The organism is Vibrio sp. SCSIO 43140 (assembly GCF_023716585.1).
In the GTDB taxonomy this organism is placed as follows: Bacteria; Pseudomonadota; Gammaproteobacteria; order Enterobacterales; family Vibrionaceae; genus Vibrio; species Vibrio maritimus_B.
This window is the reverse complement of record NZ_CP071850.1, coordinates 1,238,267-1,257,862: the sequence shown is the minus strand read 5'-3', so window position 1 is coordinate 1,257,862 and position 19,596 is coordinate 1,238,267. Positions and strand designations below refer to the sequence as shown.

The 19,596-nt window shown below is 45.6% G+C and carries 16 protein-coding genes; 8 read left to right on the top strand and 8 right to left on the bottom strand.

Annotation, left to right across the window (positions count from 1 at the left end; genetic code table 11):
* Positions 1-196: 196 nt before the first annotated feature.
* From arnD to arnB, 4 genes are read right to left on the bottom strand one after another with little or no spacing between them, the layout of a single operon-like run.
* Entirely contained in the window at positions 197-1,111 is a 915-nt protein-coding gene (gene arnD / locus J4N45_RS05910; RefSeq protein ID WP_252014073.1) for a 4-deoxy-4-formamido-L-arabinose-phosphoundecaprenol deformylase, read from the bottom strand.
* Positions 1,111-3,093: a bifunctional UDP-4-amino-4-deoxy-L-arabinose formyltransferase/UDP-glucuronic acid oxidase ArnA gene (gene arnA / locus J4N45_RS05905; protein WP_252014071.1), complete on the bottom strand. Its 1,983-nt coding sequence runs from the start codon at positions 3,091-3,093 to the stop codon at positions 1,111-1,113. Before arnA ends, arnD begins: the two co-directional genes overlap by 1 nt.
* A 24-nt stretch (positions 3,094-3,117) precedes the next feature.
* Positions 3,118-4,116 (bottom strand): undecaprenyl-phosphate 4-deoxy-4-formamido-L-arabinose transferase, encoded by a 999-nt coding sequence (gene arnC, locus J4N45_RS05900; RefSeq protein ID WP_252014069.1) that lies wholly within the window; start codon positions 4,114-4,116, stop codon positions 3,118-3,120.
* Between the two features lie 3 nt (positions 4,117-4,119).
* Positions 4,120-5,280 (bottom strand): UDP-4-amino-4-deoxy-L-arabinose aminotransferase, encoded by a 1,161-nt coding sequence (arnB, locus tag J4N45_RS05895; RefSeq protein ID WP_252014068.1) that lies wholly within the window; start codon positions 5,278-5,280, stop codon positions 4,120-4,122.
* A 446-nt stretch (positions 5,281-5,726) separates the two neighbouring features.
* Here arnB and J4N45_RS05890 point away from each other — a divergent pair, with 446 nt between their 5' ends.
* Complete coding sequence (locus tag J4N45_RS05890; RefSeq protein WP_252014067.1) at positions 5,727-6,650, top strand: pyridoxal-phosphate dependent enzyme; 924 nt, start codon at positions 5,727-5,729, stop codon at positions 6,648-6,650.
* A gap of 54 nt (positions 6,651-6,704) precedes the next feature.
* On the opposite strand, the gene J4N45_RS05885 is transcribed toward J4N45_RS05890, so the two are convergent.
* On the bottom strand, positions 6,705-7,487 hold the full coding sequence (locus J4N45_RS05885; protein WP_234494084.1) for a tetratricopeptide repeat protein: 783 nt from the start codon (positions 7,485-7,487) through the stop codon (positions 6,705-6,707).
* Between the two features lie 296 nt (positions 7,488-7,783).
* On the opposite strand from J4N45_RS05885, the gene J4N45_RS05880 reads away from it, so the two are divergent.
* From J4N45_RS05880 to J4N45_RS05870, 3 genes are all read left to right on the top strand, one after another.
* Positions 7,784-8,221: a dCMP deaminase family protein gene (locus tag J4N45_RS05880; protein WP_234494085.1), complete on the top strand. Its 438-nt coding sequence runs from the start codon at positions 7,784-7,786 to the stop codon at positions 8,219-8,221.
* A 120-nt stretch (positions 8,222-8,341) separates the two neighbouring features.
* Positions 8,342-9,730: a DUF4397 domain-containing protein gene (locus J4N45_RS05875; RefSeq protein WP_252014066.1), complete on the top strand. Its 1,389-nt coding sequence runs from the start codon at positions 8,342-8,344 to the stop codon at positions 9,728-9,730.
* 148 nt (positions 9,731-9,878) lie between these two features.
* On the top strand, positions 9,879-10,754 hold the full coding sequence (locus tag J4N45_RS05870; RefSeq protein ID WP_252014065.1) for a TonB-dependent receptor: 876 nt from the start codon (positions 9,879-9,881) through the stop codon (positions 10,752-10,754).
* A 24-nt stretch (positions 10,755-10,778) separates the two neighbouring features.
* Here the strand turns inward: J4N45_RS05870 and J4N45_RS05865 are convergent, their stop codons facing one another.
* The 3 genes from J4N45_RS05865 to J4N45_RS05855 form a co-directional block, all read right to left on the bottom strand.
* Positions 10,779-13,190 (bottom strand): efflux RND transporter permease subunit, encoded by a 2,412-nt coding sequence (locus J4N45_RS05865; RefSeq protein ID WP_252014063.1) that lies wholly within the window; start codon positions 13,188-13,190, stop codon positions 10,779-10,781.
* Positions 13,191-13,325: 135 nt separating this feature from the next.
* Positions 13,326-14,009, bottom strand: coding sequence for a YccT family protein (locus J4N45_RS05860; RefSeq protein WP_252014062.1), 684 nt, complete (start codon positions 14,007-14,009; stop codon positions 13,326-13,328).
* Positions 14,010-14,204: 195 nt separating this feature from the next.
* Positions 14,205-15,227 carry a porin gene (locus J4N45_RS05855; RefSeq protein ID WP_252014060.1) on the bottom strand — a complete coding sequence of 341 codons (1,023 nt, stop codon included), beginning with the start codon at positions 15,225-15,227 and terminating at the stop codon, positions 14,205-14,207.
* A gap of 534 nt (positions 15,228-15,761) precedes the next feature.
* On the opposite strand from J4N45_RS05855, the gene dinG reads away from it, so the two are divergent.
* The 4 genes from dinG to rsmS all read left to right on the top strand — a co-directional run bounded on the left by dinG (position 15,762) and on the right by rsmS (position 19,347).
* On the top strand, positions 15,762-17,837 hold the full coding sequence (gene dinG, locus J4N45_RS05850) for an ATP-dependent DNA helicase DinG (protein ID WP_252014058.1): 2,076 nt from the start codon (positions 15,762-15,764) through the stop codon (positions 17,835-17,837).
* Positions 17,838-17,852: 15 nt separating this feature from the next.
* A complete protein-coding gene (locus J4N45_RS05845) occupies positions 17,853-18,623 on the top strand; it encodes a TSUP family transporter (RefSeq protein ID WP_042474398.1) in 771 nt (256 codons plus the stop codon).
* A 65-nt stretch (positions 18,624-18,688) separates the two neighbouring features.
* Entirely contained in the window at positions 18,689-19,192 is a 504-nt protein-coding gene (gene priC / locus J4N45_RS05840) for a primosomal replication protein PriC (protein WP_252014057.1), read from the top strand.
* Positions 19,192-19,347 carry a pleiotropic regulatory protein RsmS gene (rsmS, locus tag J4N45_RS05835; protein ID WP_128648515.1) on the top strand — a complete coding sequence of 52 codons (156 nt, stop codon included), beginning with the start codon at positions 19,192-19,194 and terminating at the stop codon, positions 19,345-19,347. Before priC ends, rsmS begins: the two co-directional genes overlap by 1 nt.
* Positions 19,348-19,596 lie beyond the last annotated feature (249 nt).

Below are 19,596 nucleotides of genomic sequence, written 5' to 3'. Positions count from 1 at the left end.
GTCATGGGCTCTGATTGATGGCACGTGATAGCGTTGTTGTGCGATTTCTTCGCGCGCTGTTTTACCCCCTCTAACTCCCCCTTATCAAGGGGGAGAACCAGAACAGGCAAAGCCTGTGCATTTTGCTCCTCCCCTTAATAAGGGGAGGCTGGGAGGGGTAAAAACAGCGCGCGAACCTAAACCCAACTCACCGTAACTAAAGCCCCATGCGCTCCACAAAAGACGCCTGGTGCGTTAGCCACCCTTCTCGCCCTTCCATCTCGATATTTTTAATCGAGTCTTTAGGAAGTGGGGTTTCTGCTTCATTAAGCAGATCTATCATCGGCACGAATTCTATATTTTGTTGCTTAGCTCTGACAATCAATTCTTCAAACATATCAGCACAAACAATACCTTCCACCTCTGCATGGATGGTATACACATTCAGACCATCACGCTTGATGAGCTTAAGAATCGCGTCGTTATAGTTACTGTTATCGACACCATCTTGACCGACTAACTCATCGTAAGTTGGAAGTGTTACAGGAATTTGCGGAGCCATTCCCTCACCCGGAGAGAAGATATGATCGCCGCGGCAATCACTATTATATTTGAAAGGAAATGCGTCTTTTTCTACCAGTGTTTGATCGGTACAACGCCAACCGGCTACCGCACTGCAAGGTAAGTCACGACCAGTGATCTCCTTGAGCATTGAATAACCTTTTGTGATTTCACCACGCAGCTGTTCGGCCGTCATAGTGTCAGTTTTCATCTGCCACTTATGATGATCCCAGGCATGAAGCCCGATTTCATGACCTGCCGTATCGGTCGCTTCGATAATGTGGCGCAGTTTCTTACCGATCACTGGACCAGGCCAGATCGTTCCACGAATAAGGATATCGTAACCATATAAGCTGGCGGCTTTAGAGCGAAGCATCTTCTTCAAAAATGCAGGACGCAAAAGGCGCCAAATATGGCGCCCCATGTTATCAGGTCCAACAGTAAAGAAGAATGAAGCCTTCACTCCGTGCTTCTCGAAAATCTCGAGTAGCTTAGGTACACCTAACTTGGTACCTCGGAAAGTGTCTACATCGATACGAAGACCGACTTTAGTGACTTCATTCTGTTCCATTACTTCTCTTCTACTACTGCACCTTTAAGGAAGAAATCTAGTGTCTCTTCGATGGTATCGTTCATGTGAACTTTTGGTTCCCAATCAAGCAGCTTCTTCGCGTTTGCGATGCTTGGTTTACGGTGTTGAACGTCTTGATAGCCGTCACCGTAGAACGCTTTACTCTCAACTAGGTTGTAGCCAGCGAATGGAGGGAACTGATCACGAAGTGGGTGGTTCTCAAACTTCTCTACCAGCGTCTCAGCAAGCTCTTTGATACTTGCTTCGTTTTCTGGCGCACCAATGTTGATGATTTGACCGTCACACAGACCTTCTTTGTTTTCGATGATGCGGAATAGCGCTTCGATCGCTTCAGAGATGTCAGTGAAACAACGCTTCTGCTCACCACCGTCGATAAGCTTGATCGGCGTACCTTCAACTAGGTTTAGGATAAGCTGAGTGATCGCACGGCTCGAACCGATACGCGCAGAGTTTAGGCTGTCTAGACGTGGACCCATCCAGTTGAACGGACGGAATAGCGTAAACTTAAGACCGTCTTTCTTACCGTAAGCCCAGATCACGCGGTCTAGTAGTTGCTTAGATACTGAGTAAATCCAGCGCTGACGGTTGATTGGACCAACAATCAGTGGCGAGGTATCTTCATTGAACTCAGAGTCTGTAGACATGCCGTAAACTTCAGACGTTGACGGGAAGATAATGCGCTTGTTGTATTTCACACATGCACGAACGATCTTCAGGTTCTCTTCGAAGTCCAACTCAAATACGCGAAGTGGGTTACGCGTGTATTCGATAGGCGTTGCGATAGCCACTAGCGGAAGAATGATGTCACACTTCTTAACGTGGTATTCGATCCACTCATTGTGGATAGTGATATCACCTTCAACGAAGTGGAAATCAGGGTGGCTTAGGTGCTCTTCGATCTGGTTCGAGTTCATGTCCATTGCATACACTTCGTAACCACCGTCGTCTAGAAGACGCTTAGTTAGGTGAGTACCGATGAAGCCGTTTGCACCAAGGATAAGTACCTTTTGACGCTTCTTAGCGTTAATAAGTGCACTTGCTTGAGGACCAAAACGCATGCCTTCAACAAGGTGAAGTTCTGCAGCTAGCTGCTCGCCACCTAGGTAAAGACCGTTTTCAGCCTCACCAGACTTAACAATCAATGAGCCTTGAGCACAAGCGATGGTTAGTGGAGATGTAGCAACGATAGTGCCCGGAGTCACGTCGTAAGTTTTATCACTCGCTTCCGCACCCCAGATAATAAGTTTGCGCTCACCTAGGAAAGTGAATGCACCTGGGAATGGTTCAGTCACAGCACGTACTAGGTTAAATACGGTGCGAGAATCATTTGACCACTTTATTTCACCGTCAGCTGGCGTGCGACGACCGAAGTAAGTCGCTTTGCTTTCGTCTTGAGCCGTTGCAGTGAACGAACCATCAACGATAGTTGGCAGCACTTTGCTTAGAAGATCGCTTGAAGCCGCGTTCATGCGCTTATGCAGTGTTTCTGCAGTATCTTCATCAGTGATAGCGATCTTTTCTTGACCAACGATATCACCCGCATCCGCTTTCTGAACCATTTTGTGTAGGGTTACACCAGTCTCAGTCTCGCCGTTTACTAGTGCCCAGTTGATTGGAGCGCGACCGCGGTAAGTTGGAAGCAGAGAACCGTGAAGGTTAAAGCCGCCTTTAGGTGCAATATCCAGCACTTCTTGGCTGATCATGTTGCGATAGTAGAATGAGAACAGAGCATCTGGCTTCATTGCACGGATCTTGTCTACCCATAGTGGGTGGTTTACGTCTTCTGGAGCGTAAACTGGAATACCGTTTTTCGCTGCTAGCTTAGCTACAGATTCAAAAAACACATTCTCGTTGCTGTCATCAACATGGGTGAATACTGCTTCGATCTCAACACCTGCGTCTAGCAAGCTGCGAACACCAGTACAACCGATATTGTGGTAGGCAAACACTACTACTTTCATGGAATATTCCTCTGGATATAAATCTTATTCTTTATTCTTTGATTCATCAGTCTCACGTGCTTTTTGAGTGGCTTCACCCACCAAAACATCTTGCACGTAAAAACGCGGGCGGGCTCTAACGTCAGAGTAAATACGCCCGATGTACTCGCCTAGTAGTCCTAGACCTACAAACTGCGCGCCCACAAATACAAATAGGATGGCAAATAGAGTAAACAGACCGTCACCTGCCCACTCAGAGCCGAATATAATGCGCATCAGCATTAGGATAATACCAAATGCGATACCTGCCGCAGCGATACCACCACCGACGATGCTCAGCAGACGCAACGGCGCCGTAGTCATACTGGTGATCAAGTCAAACATTAGGCTAATAAGCTTCATAAAGCTATATTTCGACTCGCCGTCCGCGCGCTCATCATGGTGAACGTCAATCTCAGTTGTGTGACGAGAAAAACCATTTGCCAAAACAGGGATAAACGTACTGCGCTCGTGACATTCAAGCATGGCGTCAACAACATGGCGACGATACGCTCGCAGCATACAGCCGTAGTCGTTCATCTCAACACCGGTAGAACGCTTAACTAGCTTATTGATAAGCTTTGAAGGATAGCGACGAAGCGCGCTATCTTGGCGATTCTTACGCACGGTGCCGACTGAATCGAACCCTTCTTCAGCTTTAGCGACTAGATTCGGGATCTCTTCTGGTGGGTTTTGCAGATCCGCGTCTAAAGTGATAATGAGGTCACCACGAACTTGTTCGAAACCCGCCATAATCGCATTATGCTGACCATAGTTGCGGTTAAGGATAACGCCAACCACATGGCTACCTTCTTTCGATGATGCTTGTTCAATGATTTCTGCACTGCGGTCACGGCTACCGTCATCAACGAGAATAAGCTCATAGTCTTTACCTAGGCTATCACCAGCTTTAGTCGTGCGGTCAATCAGTTCTTGCAGGCAGTTTTCTTCGTTGTATACCGGTATTACGATAGACACGAAGTTAATGGCTTCATTGTGTTTCATGGTTTATCCAATTATCTCTGACACGGCACTCACTACACGCTCTACGTCGTCCTGAGTCATATCAGGGAAGAGCGGCAACGAGCAAATTTGATTACTGTTACGTTCTGTATTCTGAAGGTTTGGGTTCATCGCCCCAAATAGTTCCGCATAGTTTTCGCGGTAATATTTTTGTGTGTGGCATGCCTTGAAGTGGATACCGGCGCCGATGCCCTTCTCTTTCAAAGCAGCAATCAGGTCATCACGCGTTAGCCCCGCTACCGCAGGATCAACACGGACGATCATGAGATGCCAACAGTGTTTGTGGTCATGTGAAGCTAGACCTAGCGGCGTAACACCCTTGATCGACTCAAGTTTGCTACGATAAGAGAGCGCAATTTCTGTACGCTTTGCCGTGATCGCTTCAATACGATCCATTTGCCCAAGCGCCAAAACAGCACAAATATCAGGCATGTTGTATTTGAAACCAGGCTCGACAACTTCTGCTTGTGGCGCTCTGCCTTGCGTTTCTCGGTCAAAAGCGTCAACACCCAAGCCATGAAACTTGAGACGGCGAACTTTGTCAGCCAATTCAGCATCATGTGTGGTTAGAATACCACCCTCGGCTGTGGTTACGTTCTTGATAGCGTGAGTTGAGAACAAGCAAGTACCGCGCTCACCAATAGGCTTCCCTTTATACTCTGTCCCTAAAGCGTGGGCAGCGTCTTCGACGACCGGAATGCCATACTTCTCGCCCAAGGCATAGATTGGATCAAGATCAAGGGCCGCTCCCGCGTAATGAACAGGAATAATCAGCTTTGTCTTGTCATTGATTAGGGGCTCAATCTTATCTGCGTCCGTCATCAATGTATCGGCATCAACGTCAACAAATACTGGCTTCGCGCCAACCAAGGTGATCATGTTGACCGTCGACACCCACGTAAGTGACGGTGTAATCACCTCATCGCCAGGTCCAATACCCATAGCTAGCAAGACCAAGTGCATACCCGCCGTCGCACTGCTGAGCGCGACACTATGTGGTGCACCTGTATGCTGGGAGATTTTGGCTTCTAGTTCTGCGTTTTTTGGTCCGGTGGTTATCCAACCTGAACGAAGCACATCGACTACAGACTGGATGTCTTGCTCGTCGACAGCAGGTCGACATAACGGAAGAAAGGACTGGCTCATTTTTTAAACTCACAGTTAGTTCGTGATGTTAAGCACGAAAAATTGACAATAAAGTTTACTAGGGCGTTCAACGAATTAAAAGGCTTGATATCTATTTCCCACACAAAACATAGACACTCTGTACACATTTGCCGCAAACATTTCTTGGTTGAATTAATATTTACTCATTTTTAGTAAAAAAATAGTGCCAAATGGGCTCTTCGTCTAAAAATGTCAATTAACTCGACAAAAGAGTGGCTTTTTAGCAGCAAAAAACATCGCTAATTACGCAACGTCAACTTTGTGTCAATTTCCCTAGCCCGCTCTACCGACCGCTAGCATGATGGCATAGCAAAGCATTCGACTATGTAACGGTTTGTCGTGAGTTCGTTTGTATCTATCTACTTCAGAGAGTAAACTCTCGCTCCTTTCTTGCCATAACTGACATACCAACAAAGGTAGCACCCGTGAAACTCAATGACAGCCCAGTAACAGAGCATCACTTTCAAGGTCATCACTTCTACCTAAAAAGGGACGATTTGCTCCACGGTCACTTTAACGGCAACAAAGCCAGAAAGTTTATGACTACTTTGCTTCAACCGTTAGAAGGCAAAACCAGGTTAATTGGTTGGGGTTCAGCTCAAGCCAACTCGCTTACTTCTCTTGCTGCACTTGCGAAAATTAAAGGGCTGAAACTGACATTTTATGTCGACCACAAACCGAGTTGGTTAGACGCGAAACCCATGGGTAATTACCGAACAGCATTGGAGTTAGGTGCAGAGGTTATCTCATTGCAAGAGACCATTGGGCCTAATGCACCACACCCATCAGAGTTTGTCATTCAAGAGCATGGCGATGACCCAGATTGTTTGATAATTCCGGAAGGAGGCCACTTCGAGCAAGCAAAAGAGGGAGTCACTCAACTGGCTAATGAAATTTTATCTTGGTCTAGATTTGAGAAAGGTCGCAGTATAAAAGTCGCGCTCCCTTCGGGTACTGGAACGACGGCACTTTACTTAAGTCAGGTTCTTAAGCCACAAGGCATAGAGGTACTGACCTGCCCTTGTGTTTCAGGTAAAGATTACTTGCTTAAACAGTATACGGCGCTTGGTGAAACCGAAGACCTACCTACTATTTTAGAGCTCGACACTAAGCATCACTTTGGCAAACTTTACAAACAAGATTATGAGATATGGCAAGCTTTGCAGGAAGAGACCCATATTGAATTTGACCTTCTCTATGACCCCATGATGTGGCGCTGTCTGCTACCTTGGTTGGAGACCAATCCAGATACCACAATTCTGTACGTCCATCAGGGCGGGCTCTTGGGAAATGAGACTATGTTGGCTCGTTACCGTCGCAAATACTGTGATCAGCAGATCGATTGGTAGTAGCAACAAAAAAGGAAGCTCGAGGCTTCCTTTGTAGTACTTGGGTACTATTGATCATTGATGCGAGGTGTATTGCTCAAGATATGACTCTGCTTTTGTTTTCGCTTCAGCAAGTTGACTTGCAGAAAGCTTCATCGCTAGGTCATCACGCAGTTTTTCCGCGGTAGTATAACCGTTTGTAGAGGCAACTGACGCCCACGCATACGCTTCTACATTATCAAGCTCAACGCCCTCACCCAGAGAATATTTAAACGCTAGGTTTCTTTGACCATAAGCGTAACCATTTTCCGCTGAGCGACGGTACCATTTGACCGCTTCGTCATCATTTTTTTCGATACCGAGTCCTTTAGCGTACATAACCCCAAGGCTATTTTGCGCGACATCAAAACCTTTCTCGGCCGCCAAACGGTAGTACTCAACTGCTTTCTCGTTACTCTTAGGAACACCGCGTCCCCACTTGTACATCCCAGCTAAGTAATATTGCGCTTTTACGTGACCCTGTGCCGATGCTTTTTCAAACCAAGCGGCAGCTTCTTTTGCGCTATAAGCAACACCATGACCGTTGTCATACATCATGCCAAGCTTGTACATCGCCGTTTCACTGCCTTTCTTAGCGGCTTTGTGATACCACTCGACAGCTTTCACGTCATCTTCTTCTAAGCCATTACCCGTAGCTAAACGATCTCCGAGCTCAATTTGAGCATAAATATCGCCACGCTTCGCTTCTGTAGTGACTTCCTTGTTGCTTCGCTTTGAATAATCCTGGACAAATGCAAAGCTCGTTGCACTAAAACACAGACCACATAGTGAAACCGCTAACAGTGTTTTCCGCATCATCTTTTCCCATCCTTAAAGAATTCGTCAAATTCTGCCATATGATGATTAATGTTCTCAGCAAAATATGAATAATTGTCGATACTCTGACAAAGAGTTTCGTTCAAGTCACAAAAACATAAGTATTTGCGTACATTATAGCCAATAAGTAGCACGTTATTTTGTAAAGCAACAGTGGCTAGAAACCAATGTTTACTTACTGTAATCGTTTGCAAATACTTCTCGTTTTAGAGTGTGTTATTTTGTAGACTTGCAGTATCGTACTGAGAATTAATCAAGCATCTAGAATTGGAGATATTATGGCGTCTAAATGGGCAAAACGATTCATTCAAATGGCAGAATTGGTCGGCTCATGGAGTAAGGATCCATCAACACAAGTTGGTGCCGTCATTACCAAGCAAAATCGTATCGTGTCGGTTGGCTTCAACGGCTATCCACACGGTATCTCTGATAGCGCAGAAGTGGATGAGAGAGAAACTAAATATCTGAAAACGCTGCATGCTGAAGAAAATGCTATTTTGTTCGCAAAGCGAGACCTCGACGGCTGTGAAATCTGGGTCACACACTTTCCATGCCCAAACTGCGCAGCGAAAATCATTCAAACTGGTATTTCAGTTGTCCATTGCCCAGCTCAAACCGAAGATTTTTTATCTCGTTGGGGTGAAAAAATTTCCCTTAGCCAAGATATGTTTGATCAAGCGGGAGTAGAAGTAGACTGGCTTCCAATAGAAAACTAATGTTGTGTAGCGTGTGCAACACGATGCTTTACCAAAAGTTTATTTTTAACTGACTTATGAACTAATCCAAATTTCCTGCCGTAAGTCTCTTTGCGAATAACATGAGCATAGAGGCTTACCATGAATATTATTAAAACATCAGTTATCGCAGCCGCAGCAATCACCATTGTCGGCTGTGGCAGCGACTCCGACTCTACACCCACCACGCAAGTTCGCGTAACACATGCCAGTCCCGACGCCCCTCTCGTCGAAATAAAGGCGAATGGTTCGGTAGTAAGCGGTTTAGGTAATGTAGATTATCAAGAAAGCAGCGGTGTGATCACTCTAGACGCGGGAACCTACGACTTCTCGGTGGATGCAAAACTTCCAGGAGTTCAGACCGTACAGGTGTTAGACCTAGCCGGAACTAATTTGGCCGCAGACATGAGGTATGACGTGATTGCTATCGATAATGTCGACCTCTCTGGCGCGAGCCCTACGATTCAGGGGTCGGTCATTGCTCGCAGCTCGACAGCACCTAGCGGTGACATGGCAAGGCTTTCGGTGCTGCATGCACACCCAACTGCCGGAGCGGTTGATGTTTATTTGACAACAGACGCCACCCTAGACCAAGCATCTCCAACCTTGGACGACTTCGCATTTACAGACACATTTTCGGGTGAAGTCCCAATGGGCGATGTACGAATCCGAGTCACAGGTCCAGACGACAAAACCGTCTTGTTCGACACTGGCGAGGCAGCTATCAACCTGGCTAGCGGAAGCGATACTATCGTCGTCGCAACGGAAAACACGCGTGTCGGTGAAAGTACTTCTCCTTTAACGCTACTTGCTGGGTTTGGAACTGCAGCCTTATCGCCGGTCTACTCCTCGACTGAAAATGCAACGGTAAGAGTCGCGCACTCAGTATTCGGCTTAGGCGGCGTTGACGTAAATGCCTCTGGCAGTGCCGTTGACGGGCTCGTCAACATCACTTTCCCAACGGATGTGACGATCTCTAACTTCCGCTCGAAAGACTTACCTGGCGCGACAGCATTTGATCTCACCGTATCTCCAACAGGTGACCCCAGTACCGTCGCTATCGACCTCGGATCACAAACGTTTGATGCAGGTTCGGAGACCACGGTATTTGCTGTAGGAAACGCTGACGGAGACCCTGAGGCAATCTCGGCACTACCAATCGTAGACGACATGCGTAGTGTTTCTGCTTACGCAAAGGTGAGAGTCGTACATGCGCATCCAGAAGCCGGACTGGTCGACATTCATGCTGTTGCCGCAGGTGGAGATTTTGACACCACCACAGTTGTCGTAGCTGGCGTTAACTTTAAAGACTTTACCGAAGAGCACCTGATCATTAACGCGGGGATGTATGATCTAGCGGTAGCCGAAGCAGGAACCACGAACGTTCTCCTATCACTTAACGGTGCTGATTTGACAGGCGGATTGGTCGCCACAGTCTTTGCTACTGAAAACGGAATAAAAGTAAACGTAGACAACAGTTCTGGTAACTAGACAAGCCAAATAGCGATCCCGAAAGGTCACAGCTAATACTGTGGCCTTTTTGTATTTAAAACTTCTTTTCAATCAGACTTTGCTCATCTACAATCCGCCAACCTATAATTGTGATGTATATCACCAACCCTTTGGAAAGCGCATCCTTATGACATTCAATGCCAAAACACCGTTTAAAGTAATTTCTTTGGCAACATTATTTTTCTCTAGCTGTGCAGCAGCTATTGAACTTCCTTTATTTAAAAAAGAAGCGGAAGAGCGTGGTTATACACTACCAGAAGCCGTAGGCCTCAGCCTTGGGTATATGAATGTCTCTCAAGGGATTAATGTGAATTCGATAGCGTTATCTGGTTTGCCAAGCATAGTTAAGAACCTCAACATCAAGACTGAAGGTGGTTACCAAGAGAGTGAAGTCTTAACGCTTAAAGCGGATGTTTGGGTCCTGCCGTTTTTAAACTTTTACGCTATCGGCGGTAAGCTGAACGGCTACTCCGAAACAACCATCAAATCCGTCAGTGGAACATTGGATTTCGGCATTTTCGAGCGCGACATCGAGATTGATAACATCAATGCTCCCTTCCGGTTAGATCTAGATGGCTACACCTATGGTGCAGGAACGGTTATTGCAGGTGGATATGAGAGCTTCTTTGCATTGGTAGATGCGAGCTACACAAAAACTAGCCTTACAGTGATTGACGGTGAGATTGACTCAATAGTCGTGTCTCCAAGAATTGGTTGGGATTTTTCTCGAAATACAGATTGGCCGCTTCGCGCATGGGTCGGAGCTCAATACCAAAATATCGAACAAACACTGAGTGGTAATGTTAAAGATCTGCCACTTGGTTCGTTGAGCGACCTACCTCTGCTAGACGATGCGAGATTTACAGTAAATCAGAGCCTCGCAAACAATTGGAACAGCCTTGTTGGCGCACAATACGAATTCACACCAAACTGGGTATTGATAAGTGAGCTAGGTTTCGGACAAAGAAAGAGCTTCTTTATCACTCTCGATGCCCGATTCTAGACACTAGCTACTGATTTAAGCCCATCACTCGATGGGCTTTTTCTTAGTCACTTCTAACAATAATGGCAATAGTACAAGACTGAAAACCAATATGCTGCTCAATGCAATCGTCAGAACTAAGCCTATAGAATGCATGCCTTGATGCTCCGCCACTATCAGCGCACCAAAAGTCGCTAGCGTCGTTAAGCAACTTACCAGTGAGGCTTTTGGCGTCGAGGTATTAAAGAATGCGTCTAAAGTTCTTACCGAGCGGAATCGCTTAACAATATGAATGCCATTATCCACCCCCAAACCAAAGATTAGGGGTATTACGATTATGTTAGCCATGTTCATTGAAAGATTGAACCAGTGCATCAAGCCAAGCGTTGTCAATGAAGCCAGCCCTAACGGAATAAAGATAAGAATGACGTCTCGCTTCTTATCGACGGTCCAAATCAAAATAAGTGCAATAGCAAATACCGACATCATGATTGCCGCTTGAAATGCACCCGTGATAATTCCGCCAACTTCTTGTTCCGCCACGGCTCTACCTGTGGCATTAGGCGCTATTTGCTTACTCTCTTTAATAAAGGTTTCTAGCGCCTTCACATTGGTCATATCTTCTTTAGGTGAAATGACAACTAACCATTCTCCTTGCTCACTGATATAACGCTCTCGTAGTTCAACAGGTAGCGAATCTATGGTGACTTGATCCTGATGAGTTAAAGCAGTCAAACTCTTTGAAAGATCCCCAAACAAGTTTGACGCGGTTATAGTTGGATCAATTGTGGTTGAAAGTTGAGAGCTTCCACTCCAATTGTTCTCTTTCGCCTGCTGCAAAAACTGCTCGTAGCTCATTGGAGCAACGGTAACTGGCTCATTGAAAATGGCTTGGATTCGCGCCGTTCTCTTTTCTAACTCATTCGGCATAAAATCACTCGCGATAACCACAGAAGCGATAGACGGTTGCATCGCCAAACGCGCTTTCCACTCTTGAGCTTGTTTTTGGTCTTTTGCAATGGCAAACAATTGGTAGCTTGAGCCTAGCCCCTCTTGTTGCAGTTGATTCAGCGCCAATACAGATTCTGAGCTAGGGTTTTTCAACACCAAAGTCGAGAAATCAAACTTAAACTGAGTCGCGCCGTACCCCATCACCAAAGTAAGTGCGACGACAAGAGTAAAAATCAGGCTTTTGAATCTAATGAGCCGGGAGCCAAACCAAGCAAACCTATGTGTATCGGTTTGATGACGAACCGTAGGGTAACCAAACAAGGTAAAGAAAAGTGGAATAACAACGAAAGTCGCAATAAGCCCTAAGATCATTCCAAGCGCTGAAACTATCCCCAGTTCGCCCAACCCTGTGTAAGCGGTAGGATAAAAGCTAAGGAAACCCAGAGCAGAAGATAGTGCGCATAAAGAAAGAGGACGAATCGAGTGCGCTATTGCGTGGCGCATCCCGACTTCATTGCTTTCACCTTTGACTCTTAGCTCTTGAATATGAAGGCACAGATGAATAGAAAAATCGACGGCAAGACCAATAAACATGACCATAAACACGATGGAGATCGTGTTGTAATGACCTATCACCAGAAGACCTGCGGCAAAAGTCCACGCTAAGCCAACAAGCACCGTCAAATAACAAGCAATGATCACTCGCAGAGAACGAATACCAATCGCGAGAATAAGGATTAGCCCTAACAGAGATGCAGTGCCAGCCACCGCGATGCTGTTATTGGCATCTGCAATTTCATCGAAGTCGAGCGCGGCCTGCCCCGTCACCTTTACGTTAATACTGTCGGGCAAATCAGCTTGTTTTATACTAGCAGCGATCGCATTCATAATAGCGCGATTCGGTTCTGTTGCAGTAGAGTCCGCATCAGCGACTAAGGTAATGGCATACGCGGATGGCAAGGTCACATCTTCTTGGAAGAAACTCGGCCAATCAACACGATTATCCTCTGTCGCTTTTATTAGCGGATTTAGATTTGGACTTTCGCTTTCTGCTAACAAGGCAAAGTACAGCTCTAAGCTGTTTGCTTGCGCAGCGACAGCAGCCGGTCGTACGGACTCTTCGAGAGACGCCTTAATCTGCTCGAACTCTTTATGAGACAAAAACCCGAGCGCATGCTCTTCAAACCAAGGCAATATTTGTGGTGCAAAGACATGATGAACCAAGGACTGATCGTTTAACGCTTTAGCAATGTCAGAAACAGAAGATTTCAGGACAGCTGGATCGGCACCGGTGACTAGTAACGTTACGTTACCGGAATCAGGGAAGGCTTGATTGAGGTGGTCGAGTTCATCAACCCAGGCTCCCTGCTGCTCAACGAGTGACGAAAGATCAGCATTCATTTTAAAATGCTGTTGTCCGTACCAAACAGAGATAGACGTCAGAATAGCGACGAGTAGAAGAACAAGCCTAGGAAAGCGCTGGATCAGAGAGAATAGACGTTCCACAGAATCGAGATTAGCAAAAATACAATAGGATAATTGTATCTTAGTTATTGAAGATAGATAGTTAGATTCTTGTCATTTCAAGTGTAAAAAAGGGGCGAAAAGCCCCTTAGTTTTATTATAAATAGCATAAAACCATTATTCTTGGTCAATCATCCATTTACGGAATTCTTTGCGTTCAGCCTTTGACGCTTTTAGGTACCAAGCTTTGAGCTGCTCAACAGTCTCTGGATTGTTTACTACCTGTGCGACAGCGTCATTAGACGAGTCACTGTTTGCTACTGCCGATACAGACGCGGTGGTAGCAACCGTTGCTGCCACAGGTGCGGCACTAGCTTGTGCTGCTGCGCCCTCTACAAATGAAATGCTTCGCTGTTCATTATGCTTAGCAACCAACTCTCCTATGTTAGAGTATGGAAGGAAGCCGTCACGACCTTGAAGCTTTTCCTGAGTGAACTGAAGGGTATTCCCATCTTGTGTGATTCGCCATTCTGGTTCACTGGTGCGAAATGCGGCTTCTGCCTCTTGTTTACTGCGAGCAACTGGATGGTTAACCTTAACCTCTTCTCCAGTTACATTAATGTTGATCACATAAGGCGCCGATGTATACACAGTTTGGCTACTGCCACGCCCTACTTTTTTATCCATTCGCAAAACAACTTGATTTTTGCCTTCCTCAATGGTGTTTGCAGAGGTTTTGCTCTCCGCCTCCTGGCCATTTATGTAAAGTAAAGAAACCCCTTTCATTGGTACCAGAGTTGCCGCGCTTGCAGACAATGTGAAACCAACCGTTAATAATGCAGCTACGATAGACCTCTTCACTATGGTCACTCCTTTATTATATTTTTTGATGTTTCCCTGCTTGGGAGTTACATCATGCCATATTGTGGTTATTACCCAAACATTTACATCGAGAAAATGAAGACTCTGTCAAGCGAGGTTTGGGGTAATAACTGAACTTACTTAAACAAAAAAGCCACCCGAAGGTGGCTTTAGTCATTTCACAATCAAACAGAATTAGAATTCTGCTTTAGCACCGATAGCGAAACCTACATCGTTCTTAGCGTAGAAGTTGTTATTACCTTGGCTGTAACCATCGTTACCACCAACTTCAGCGTAGATAGTTGCACCAGGAGCGATTAGGTAACCTGCGTTAAGGAACCAACCTGTTTGCTTGTCTTGAGATTCTGTAGTGTTTGTACCAGTTTGGAACGTTGCTTCGTCAAAGCTAGCGAACTCTAAACCACCAGCGAAGATGAACTTGTTGTACGTGTAGTCAGCAGCTAGTGCGAAGATGTCGTATTTCATCTTCTCTGCGCCATCATCTTGGTTTTCTAGGTGGTAGAAACCCGCTTCAAGATTTAGATTTTCGAAGCCACCGTAACGAAGTTCAGCTGCGATTAGACTCTCGTCGCCATTTTGTACGTTAGGGCCATCAAACTTAGAATCACCGTAGAAAATTGTTGCGTCGAAATCAGCGACGCGTGCACCGATTTTTGCATCAACCATGTTACCGTTTTGACCAAGACCTGAATTTTGATTCTTGTCTTGCTTGTATGCTAGAGCACCGTAGAAAGTACCTTTGTCAATGTCGTAACGGATAGATTCGTCAGCGCCGAATGGAGAGTTGTTTGAGAAGAAAGCGCTTAGACCAAACTGGTAGTCTGAACCGATACCAGCGTCATCAAGTACTGAGTCAAGACGACCAAACTTGATAGAGCCTGCTGTTTGTGAGTAAAGAGCTACGTAAGCGTTGCCCGCTTTAGCAGCGTTGTCTAGAAGACCATTGTCCGCGCTACCGTCAAATTCCCAGTAACCGCCGAATTGTAGGTCATCGTTTACTGCGTAGCGTACGTCGAAACCGAAATCCGCGTCTTGGATTTCTTGTTTCATTTCTTCGTCAACGCCAATGCCTTGCTTGTAAACAACTTCGATGTCACCAGCTAGGTTAACTGTTACACCGTCTTGATTATAAAGTTCGATTGCTTGCGCAGAACCAGCTGCCGCTAGAACTGCTAGAGCTACTAGAGTCTTTTTCATGATAATCCACTGCCTTTTCTTAGATGGGAATTCCTTTTCGGTTCCCTTTTTTAATATATGTGACGTCTAAATCTTCCAGAAGAACGACAACCTTTTGTCCTTTGGTTGACTTAGCGTCTTTAAATCTCGGAACCAAGAATGCAAAAGTTCTCAGTAGTTGTCAAACACTCTAAATAAAAATAACAAAAGAATATAAATTCAATAAAAACAACAATATACAAAAACCTCAGTGACAAAGCGCAAGTTTTTTGAACACCTTTCGATTGCAACTCACACACCGTTTTTGATGCGCCAACTTATATAAGACTCCAAAAAATGCGACCAATAACACTATTTACCAGGATAATAATCTAGCAACATATATTTTTTGGAGTTTTATATTTTTTAGACACCAAAAAATATAGCCCCTTGTGAAAGTTCACTCGATTTTTGTGATTTTGATCTAAATACCAGCTGTAAGTTTGAGACTACTTGCCCATATTTTTCGCCGCTCGAAGTGTGGTACACTCCCCGCTCGTCTACATAGGGCTTATCATGCTGACCAGTAAAATCCAAAAATCCATTCGCCAAAGCTATCAAAACCTGCAAACTCAATTAGATAATTTCGTTCCTAGGCGAGCTCAGAACTATCTTGTTTCAGAAATCGCTAAAACACTCTGTGGTCAATATCACAAGTCCACACGCATGATCGTTGCTGAGGCAGGAACTGGGATCGGTAAAAGCCTTTCGTATTTAATGGCAACCATTCCTGTCGCGGTCCAAAACAACCGCAAAGTCGTCATTTCTACTGCGACGGTGGCACTTCAGGAGCAGTTGCTTAATAAAGATCTACCGCTGTTCAGACGGATTACCGATCAAAACTTCTCTTTTATCATTGCTAAAGGTCGCCAACGTTATTGCTGCGCGGAAAAACTTGCCGTGGCTTGTGGTGCTGACGGCGGTCAAATGGCGATGTTTGAAACCAAACCCAAAGCATCTGACATTGCTCAGCTACAACTTATGTATGAAAAACTGGCGCAAGGTAAATGGGATGGTGATAGAGATTCATGGCCTAAACCTATCGATGACGCCATCTGGCAAACCATTGTGAGCGAAAAACACAGCTGTAATAACAGTCTTCCAGCACACCGCGGCTGCCCGTTTTCTAAAGCACGCTCAGAGCTCGATAAAAATGATGTGATAATTGCTAACCATAGTTTAGTGATGGCAGATGCAGACTTAGGCGGCGGGGTGATCCTTCCAGAGCCCGAAAACACCATCTTTATATTCGATGAAGCGCATCACCTTCCGCATGTTGCGAGAGATCACGCTTCTGCATCAGCCACTCTCAAAGGTGCAGGCAGTTGGTTAGAGCGACTCAATCAGTCGGCTAGCAAGTTTTCAGGAATGGCGGATGAGAAGCGAGTTAGCCGTTTTCGCAATGAGCTGCAAGATGCAATACAGCAGTTAATACCGCTTTTGGGCGAAGTGAACACCTATTGCGGCGGACTTCCATTTGAAGAAGATAGCTGTCGATTCGAGAACGGCGAGCTTCCTAGTTGGTTAGAAGAGCAAGCAAAAGTGCTCAAGCAATACTCGCAAAAAGGCGCTCAAGCGTCAGCGAAAATCGCGGATCTAATCTCAGAGCGACTAAAAGATGGAGAGATAGGTGCCAAACTTGCAGAGCCAGCGTTGGCAGAGCTCGGCTTTTATATCCAACGATTTGATAATCTTGCTGCTGTATGGCGCTTGATGGCTGAGCCACAAAAAGAGAAAGGTGCACCACTTGCGCGTTGGATTGAGAAAAGTAAAGAGCGTGAGGGCGACCACCTCGTAAGCGTGGCGCCACTTGAGGTCGGTTGGCAATTAGATCAGCAGCTTTGGTCTCGGTGTGTGGGGGCTGTGCTGGTGTCAGCGACCATGCGCGCTCTCAACTCTTTCTCTTTCTTCTGTCATCAGGCTGGAATCAGCCAAAAGGACGAAGACGGTGTTCAGTTCCTGGCGCTAGCTTCCCCGTTTAACTACGCGGAACAGGCTGAGCTTATCGTGCCCAAAATGAAGAATGAACCACAAGCCCCTCAATTTACCGAGGAGCTTGTAGAAAAAATCCCAGGCATTATCGAAGATGGTAAAAGTAACCTCATTCTTTTCTCGTCTTATTGGCAAATGAATAAAGTGGCCGATGAGTTGCGAGCAAAATTTGCGCTTAAAGGTTGGCACTTGCAAATTCAAGGCGAAAAATCACGCTCAGAAATCCTAAATAAACATAAAACCCTCACTCAATGCGGGAAAACGAGCGTTCTTTTTGGGACAGGCAGTTTTTCTGAAGGATTAGATCTACCCGGTGAACTGCTAGAGAACTTAGTGATCACTAAGATACCTTTTGCTGTGCCTACGTCACCGATCGAACAAGCTCATGCTGAGTATATAGAGAGTAAAGGTGGCAATGCTTTTCTCCAGATTACAGTTCCAGAAGCGAGCAAAAAACTGATACAATCGGCGGGCCGTTTGCTGAGGAAAGAAAGGGACTGTGGAACTCTCTATATTCTAGATAGGCGAATCGTCACTAAAAGGTATGGCAAATCTTTGCTTGATTCCCTACCCCCATTTAAAAGAAAAATAGAATACTAAGGGTCATTCGTCTCGATGGAATTTATCGAACCAAGTATGTTGGTTATTTTGGCTATCGTCGCCTTTGCTGCTGGCTTTATTGATGCCGTTGCTGGCGGTGGTGGTATGCTGACTGTGCCTGCCCTATTGTCATTGGGTCTTCCTCCACATATCGCATTAGGAACCAATAAACTCGCTGCAACCTTCGCTTCGTCGACTGCAGCGTTCACCTATTACCGTAAAAGACTCTTTAAACCAGAATGTTGGCGTCGAGCTTTTGTCGCTACTCTGTTTGGTGCCACGCTTGGGACCGTCGTTGTTGACATGATTAGTACCGAGTGGCTTGAAAAAGTTCTTCCCCTTGTAATCTTAGCGGCGGCACTTTACACCGTTTTTCATCGCGCTCCTCAAGGCGAGAGCAGTAAGGTCAACGTTGGCTGCCCCAAGTTTAATCGTAAACAGTACCTTCAGGGCTTGTCGCTCGGTTTCTATGATGGTGTTGCCGGTCCTGGTACCGGTGCGTTTTGGACAGTTAGCTCAATGGCTCTGTATCGTCTCAACATTTTGTTCGCCTCCGGCTTGTCAAAGGCGATGAACTTTACCAGCAACTTTACCTCGCTAGTGACGTTTGCGATTCTCGGTCATATCAACTGGGTACTTGGTTTAACCATGGGTGTATGTCTTATGGCTGGCGCTTATATAGGCGCACACTCCGCAATACGATTTGGTGCTAAATTTATAAGACCAATATTTGTGACAGTCGTGAGCATTCTCGCTATCAAGCTTGCTTACGATGCTTGGTTGTAAATCTGGCTGTCGTTATCGTTTGAATATAGAAACAGCCCGTAATACCAACGGGAAACCCGCTATCAATGAAGCTAAATCAACTCAAGTTAAGATTACAGTCGCTAAAAGAAGCAGCTAAGGCCTTTGATGCTTCTAGTCGGCAGACAAAAGTCAGACAATTTGATGAACACCTCTTTCAATCAAGCGGCTTTTTGACTCTGCCTTGCGTTATCGAAGCCGAATCACTACTCAATAAGATCGTTACTTTAAGTCAGAATTCATGTAGTCAAAGCACATCAGAGGCTCTGGTCGAAAGGTTTTCATGTCAGCTCGAAGCGCTAGAAAGAGTTCTCGCGAAGGTGCCTAACCGTGAAGCAGATAGTATCGAGCAGCAATCATTGGCAGAATTGAAAGCATCGCTTGCTCAGCATAAAGTCTGGGAACAAAAACTCTGTAAGCTGGTTCGAGACAAAGAACAAAATCAACACGACGAGCAATCACTTATCGAGACCGAACAAAGGCTGCAGCGCTGCCGCAGCGCAATGAACCAGATTCAATACAAGATCAATCAAAGGATGAAATTTATCTAATGTCGAATGAAACAGGCTTAGACAGTGCGCCAGAGGAAATCAAACTCGCTGTGGATCTGATCTTCTTACTTGAGAGCAATGAGATCGATCCAAAAGTGGCGTTAGAGGCACTTGAGATTGTGAAAGGTGATCTCTTAAGAAAAATTGAAAGCTAATTTTTCACAACAACCTTTCTCAACTTATCATTTTGCATCGCGTTACCCCCACTACAAATAGCGTCATCCTCACGAAAGTGAGGATCTTTCACAGCGTGTGAAAAACTAAAAACATGTGACTTGTCGCGTAATTCTAGTGCACAGTGCGCTGTAAAAGATCCCCTTTTTCAAGGGGATGACGATATTGTTGTCCTTCGTGTAGAAGAACAGGTTGAAATTCATGAGAAACTCAGCTTTGAGTGCTCAACA

Bases quoted from the DNA above. Each gene is read 5' to 3' on its own strand.
- J4N45_RS05855 (WP_252014060.1), bottom strand. From the start codon at position 15,227: ATGAAAAAGACTCTAGTAGCTCTAGCAGTTCTAGCGGCAGCTGGTTCT.
- arnB (WP_252014068.1), bottom strand. From the start codon at position 5,280: ATGAGCCAGTCCTTTCTTCCGTTATGTCGACCTGCTGTCGACGAGCAA.
- priC (WP_252014057.1), top strand. From the start codon at position 18,689: ATGAAGCTAAATCAACTCAAGTTAAGATTACAGTCGCTAAAAGAAGCA.
- J4N45_RS05875 (WP_252014066.1), top strand. From the start codon at position 8,342: ATGAATATTATTAAAACATCAGTTATCGCAGCCGCAGCAATCACCATT.
- J4N45_RS05870 (WP_252014065.1), top strand. From the start codon at position 9,879: ATGACATTCAATGCCAAAACACCGTTTAAAGTAATTTCTTTGGCAACA.
- arnA (WP_252014071.1), bottom strand. From the start codon at position 3,093: ATGAAAGTAGTAGTGTTTGCCTACCACAATATCGGTTGTACTGGTGTT.
- arnD (WP_252014073.1), bottom strand. From the start codon at position 1,111: ATGGAACAGAATGAAGTCACTAAAGTCGGTCTTCGTATCGATGTAGAC.
- J4N45_RS05885 (WP_234494084.1), bottom strand. From the start codon at position 7,487: ATGATGCGGAAAACACTGTTAGCGGTTTCACTATGTGGTCTGTGTTTT.
- J4N45_RS05845 (WP_042474398.1), top strand. From the start codon at position 17,853: ATGGAATTTATCGAACCAAGTATGTTGGTTATTTTGGCTATCGTCGCC.
- rsmS (WP_128648515.1), top strand. From the start codon at position 19,192: ATGTCGAATGAAACAGGCTTAGACAGTGCGCCAGAGGAAATCAAACTC.
- arnC (WP_252014069.1), bottom strand. From the start codon at position 4,116: ATGAAACACAATGAAGCCATTAACTTCGTGTCTATCGTAATACCGGTA.
- J4N45_RS05880 (WP_234494085.1), top strand. From the start codon at position 7,784: ATGGCGTCTAAATGGGCAAAACGATTCATTCAAATGGCAGAATTGGTC.
- dinG (WP_252014058.1), top strand. From the start codon at position 15,762: ATGCTGACCAGTAAAATCCAAAAATCCATTCGCCAAAGCTATCAAAAC.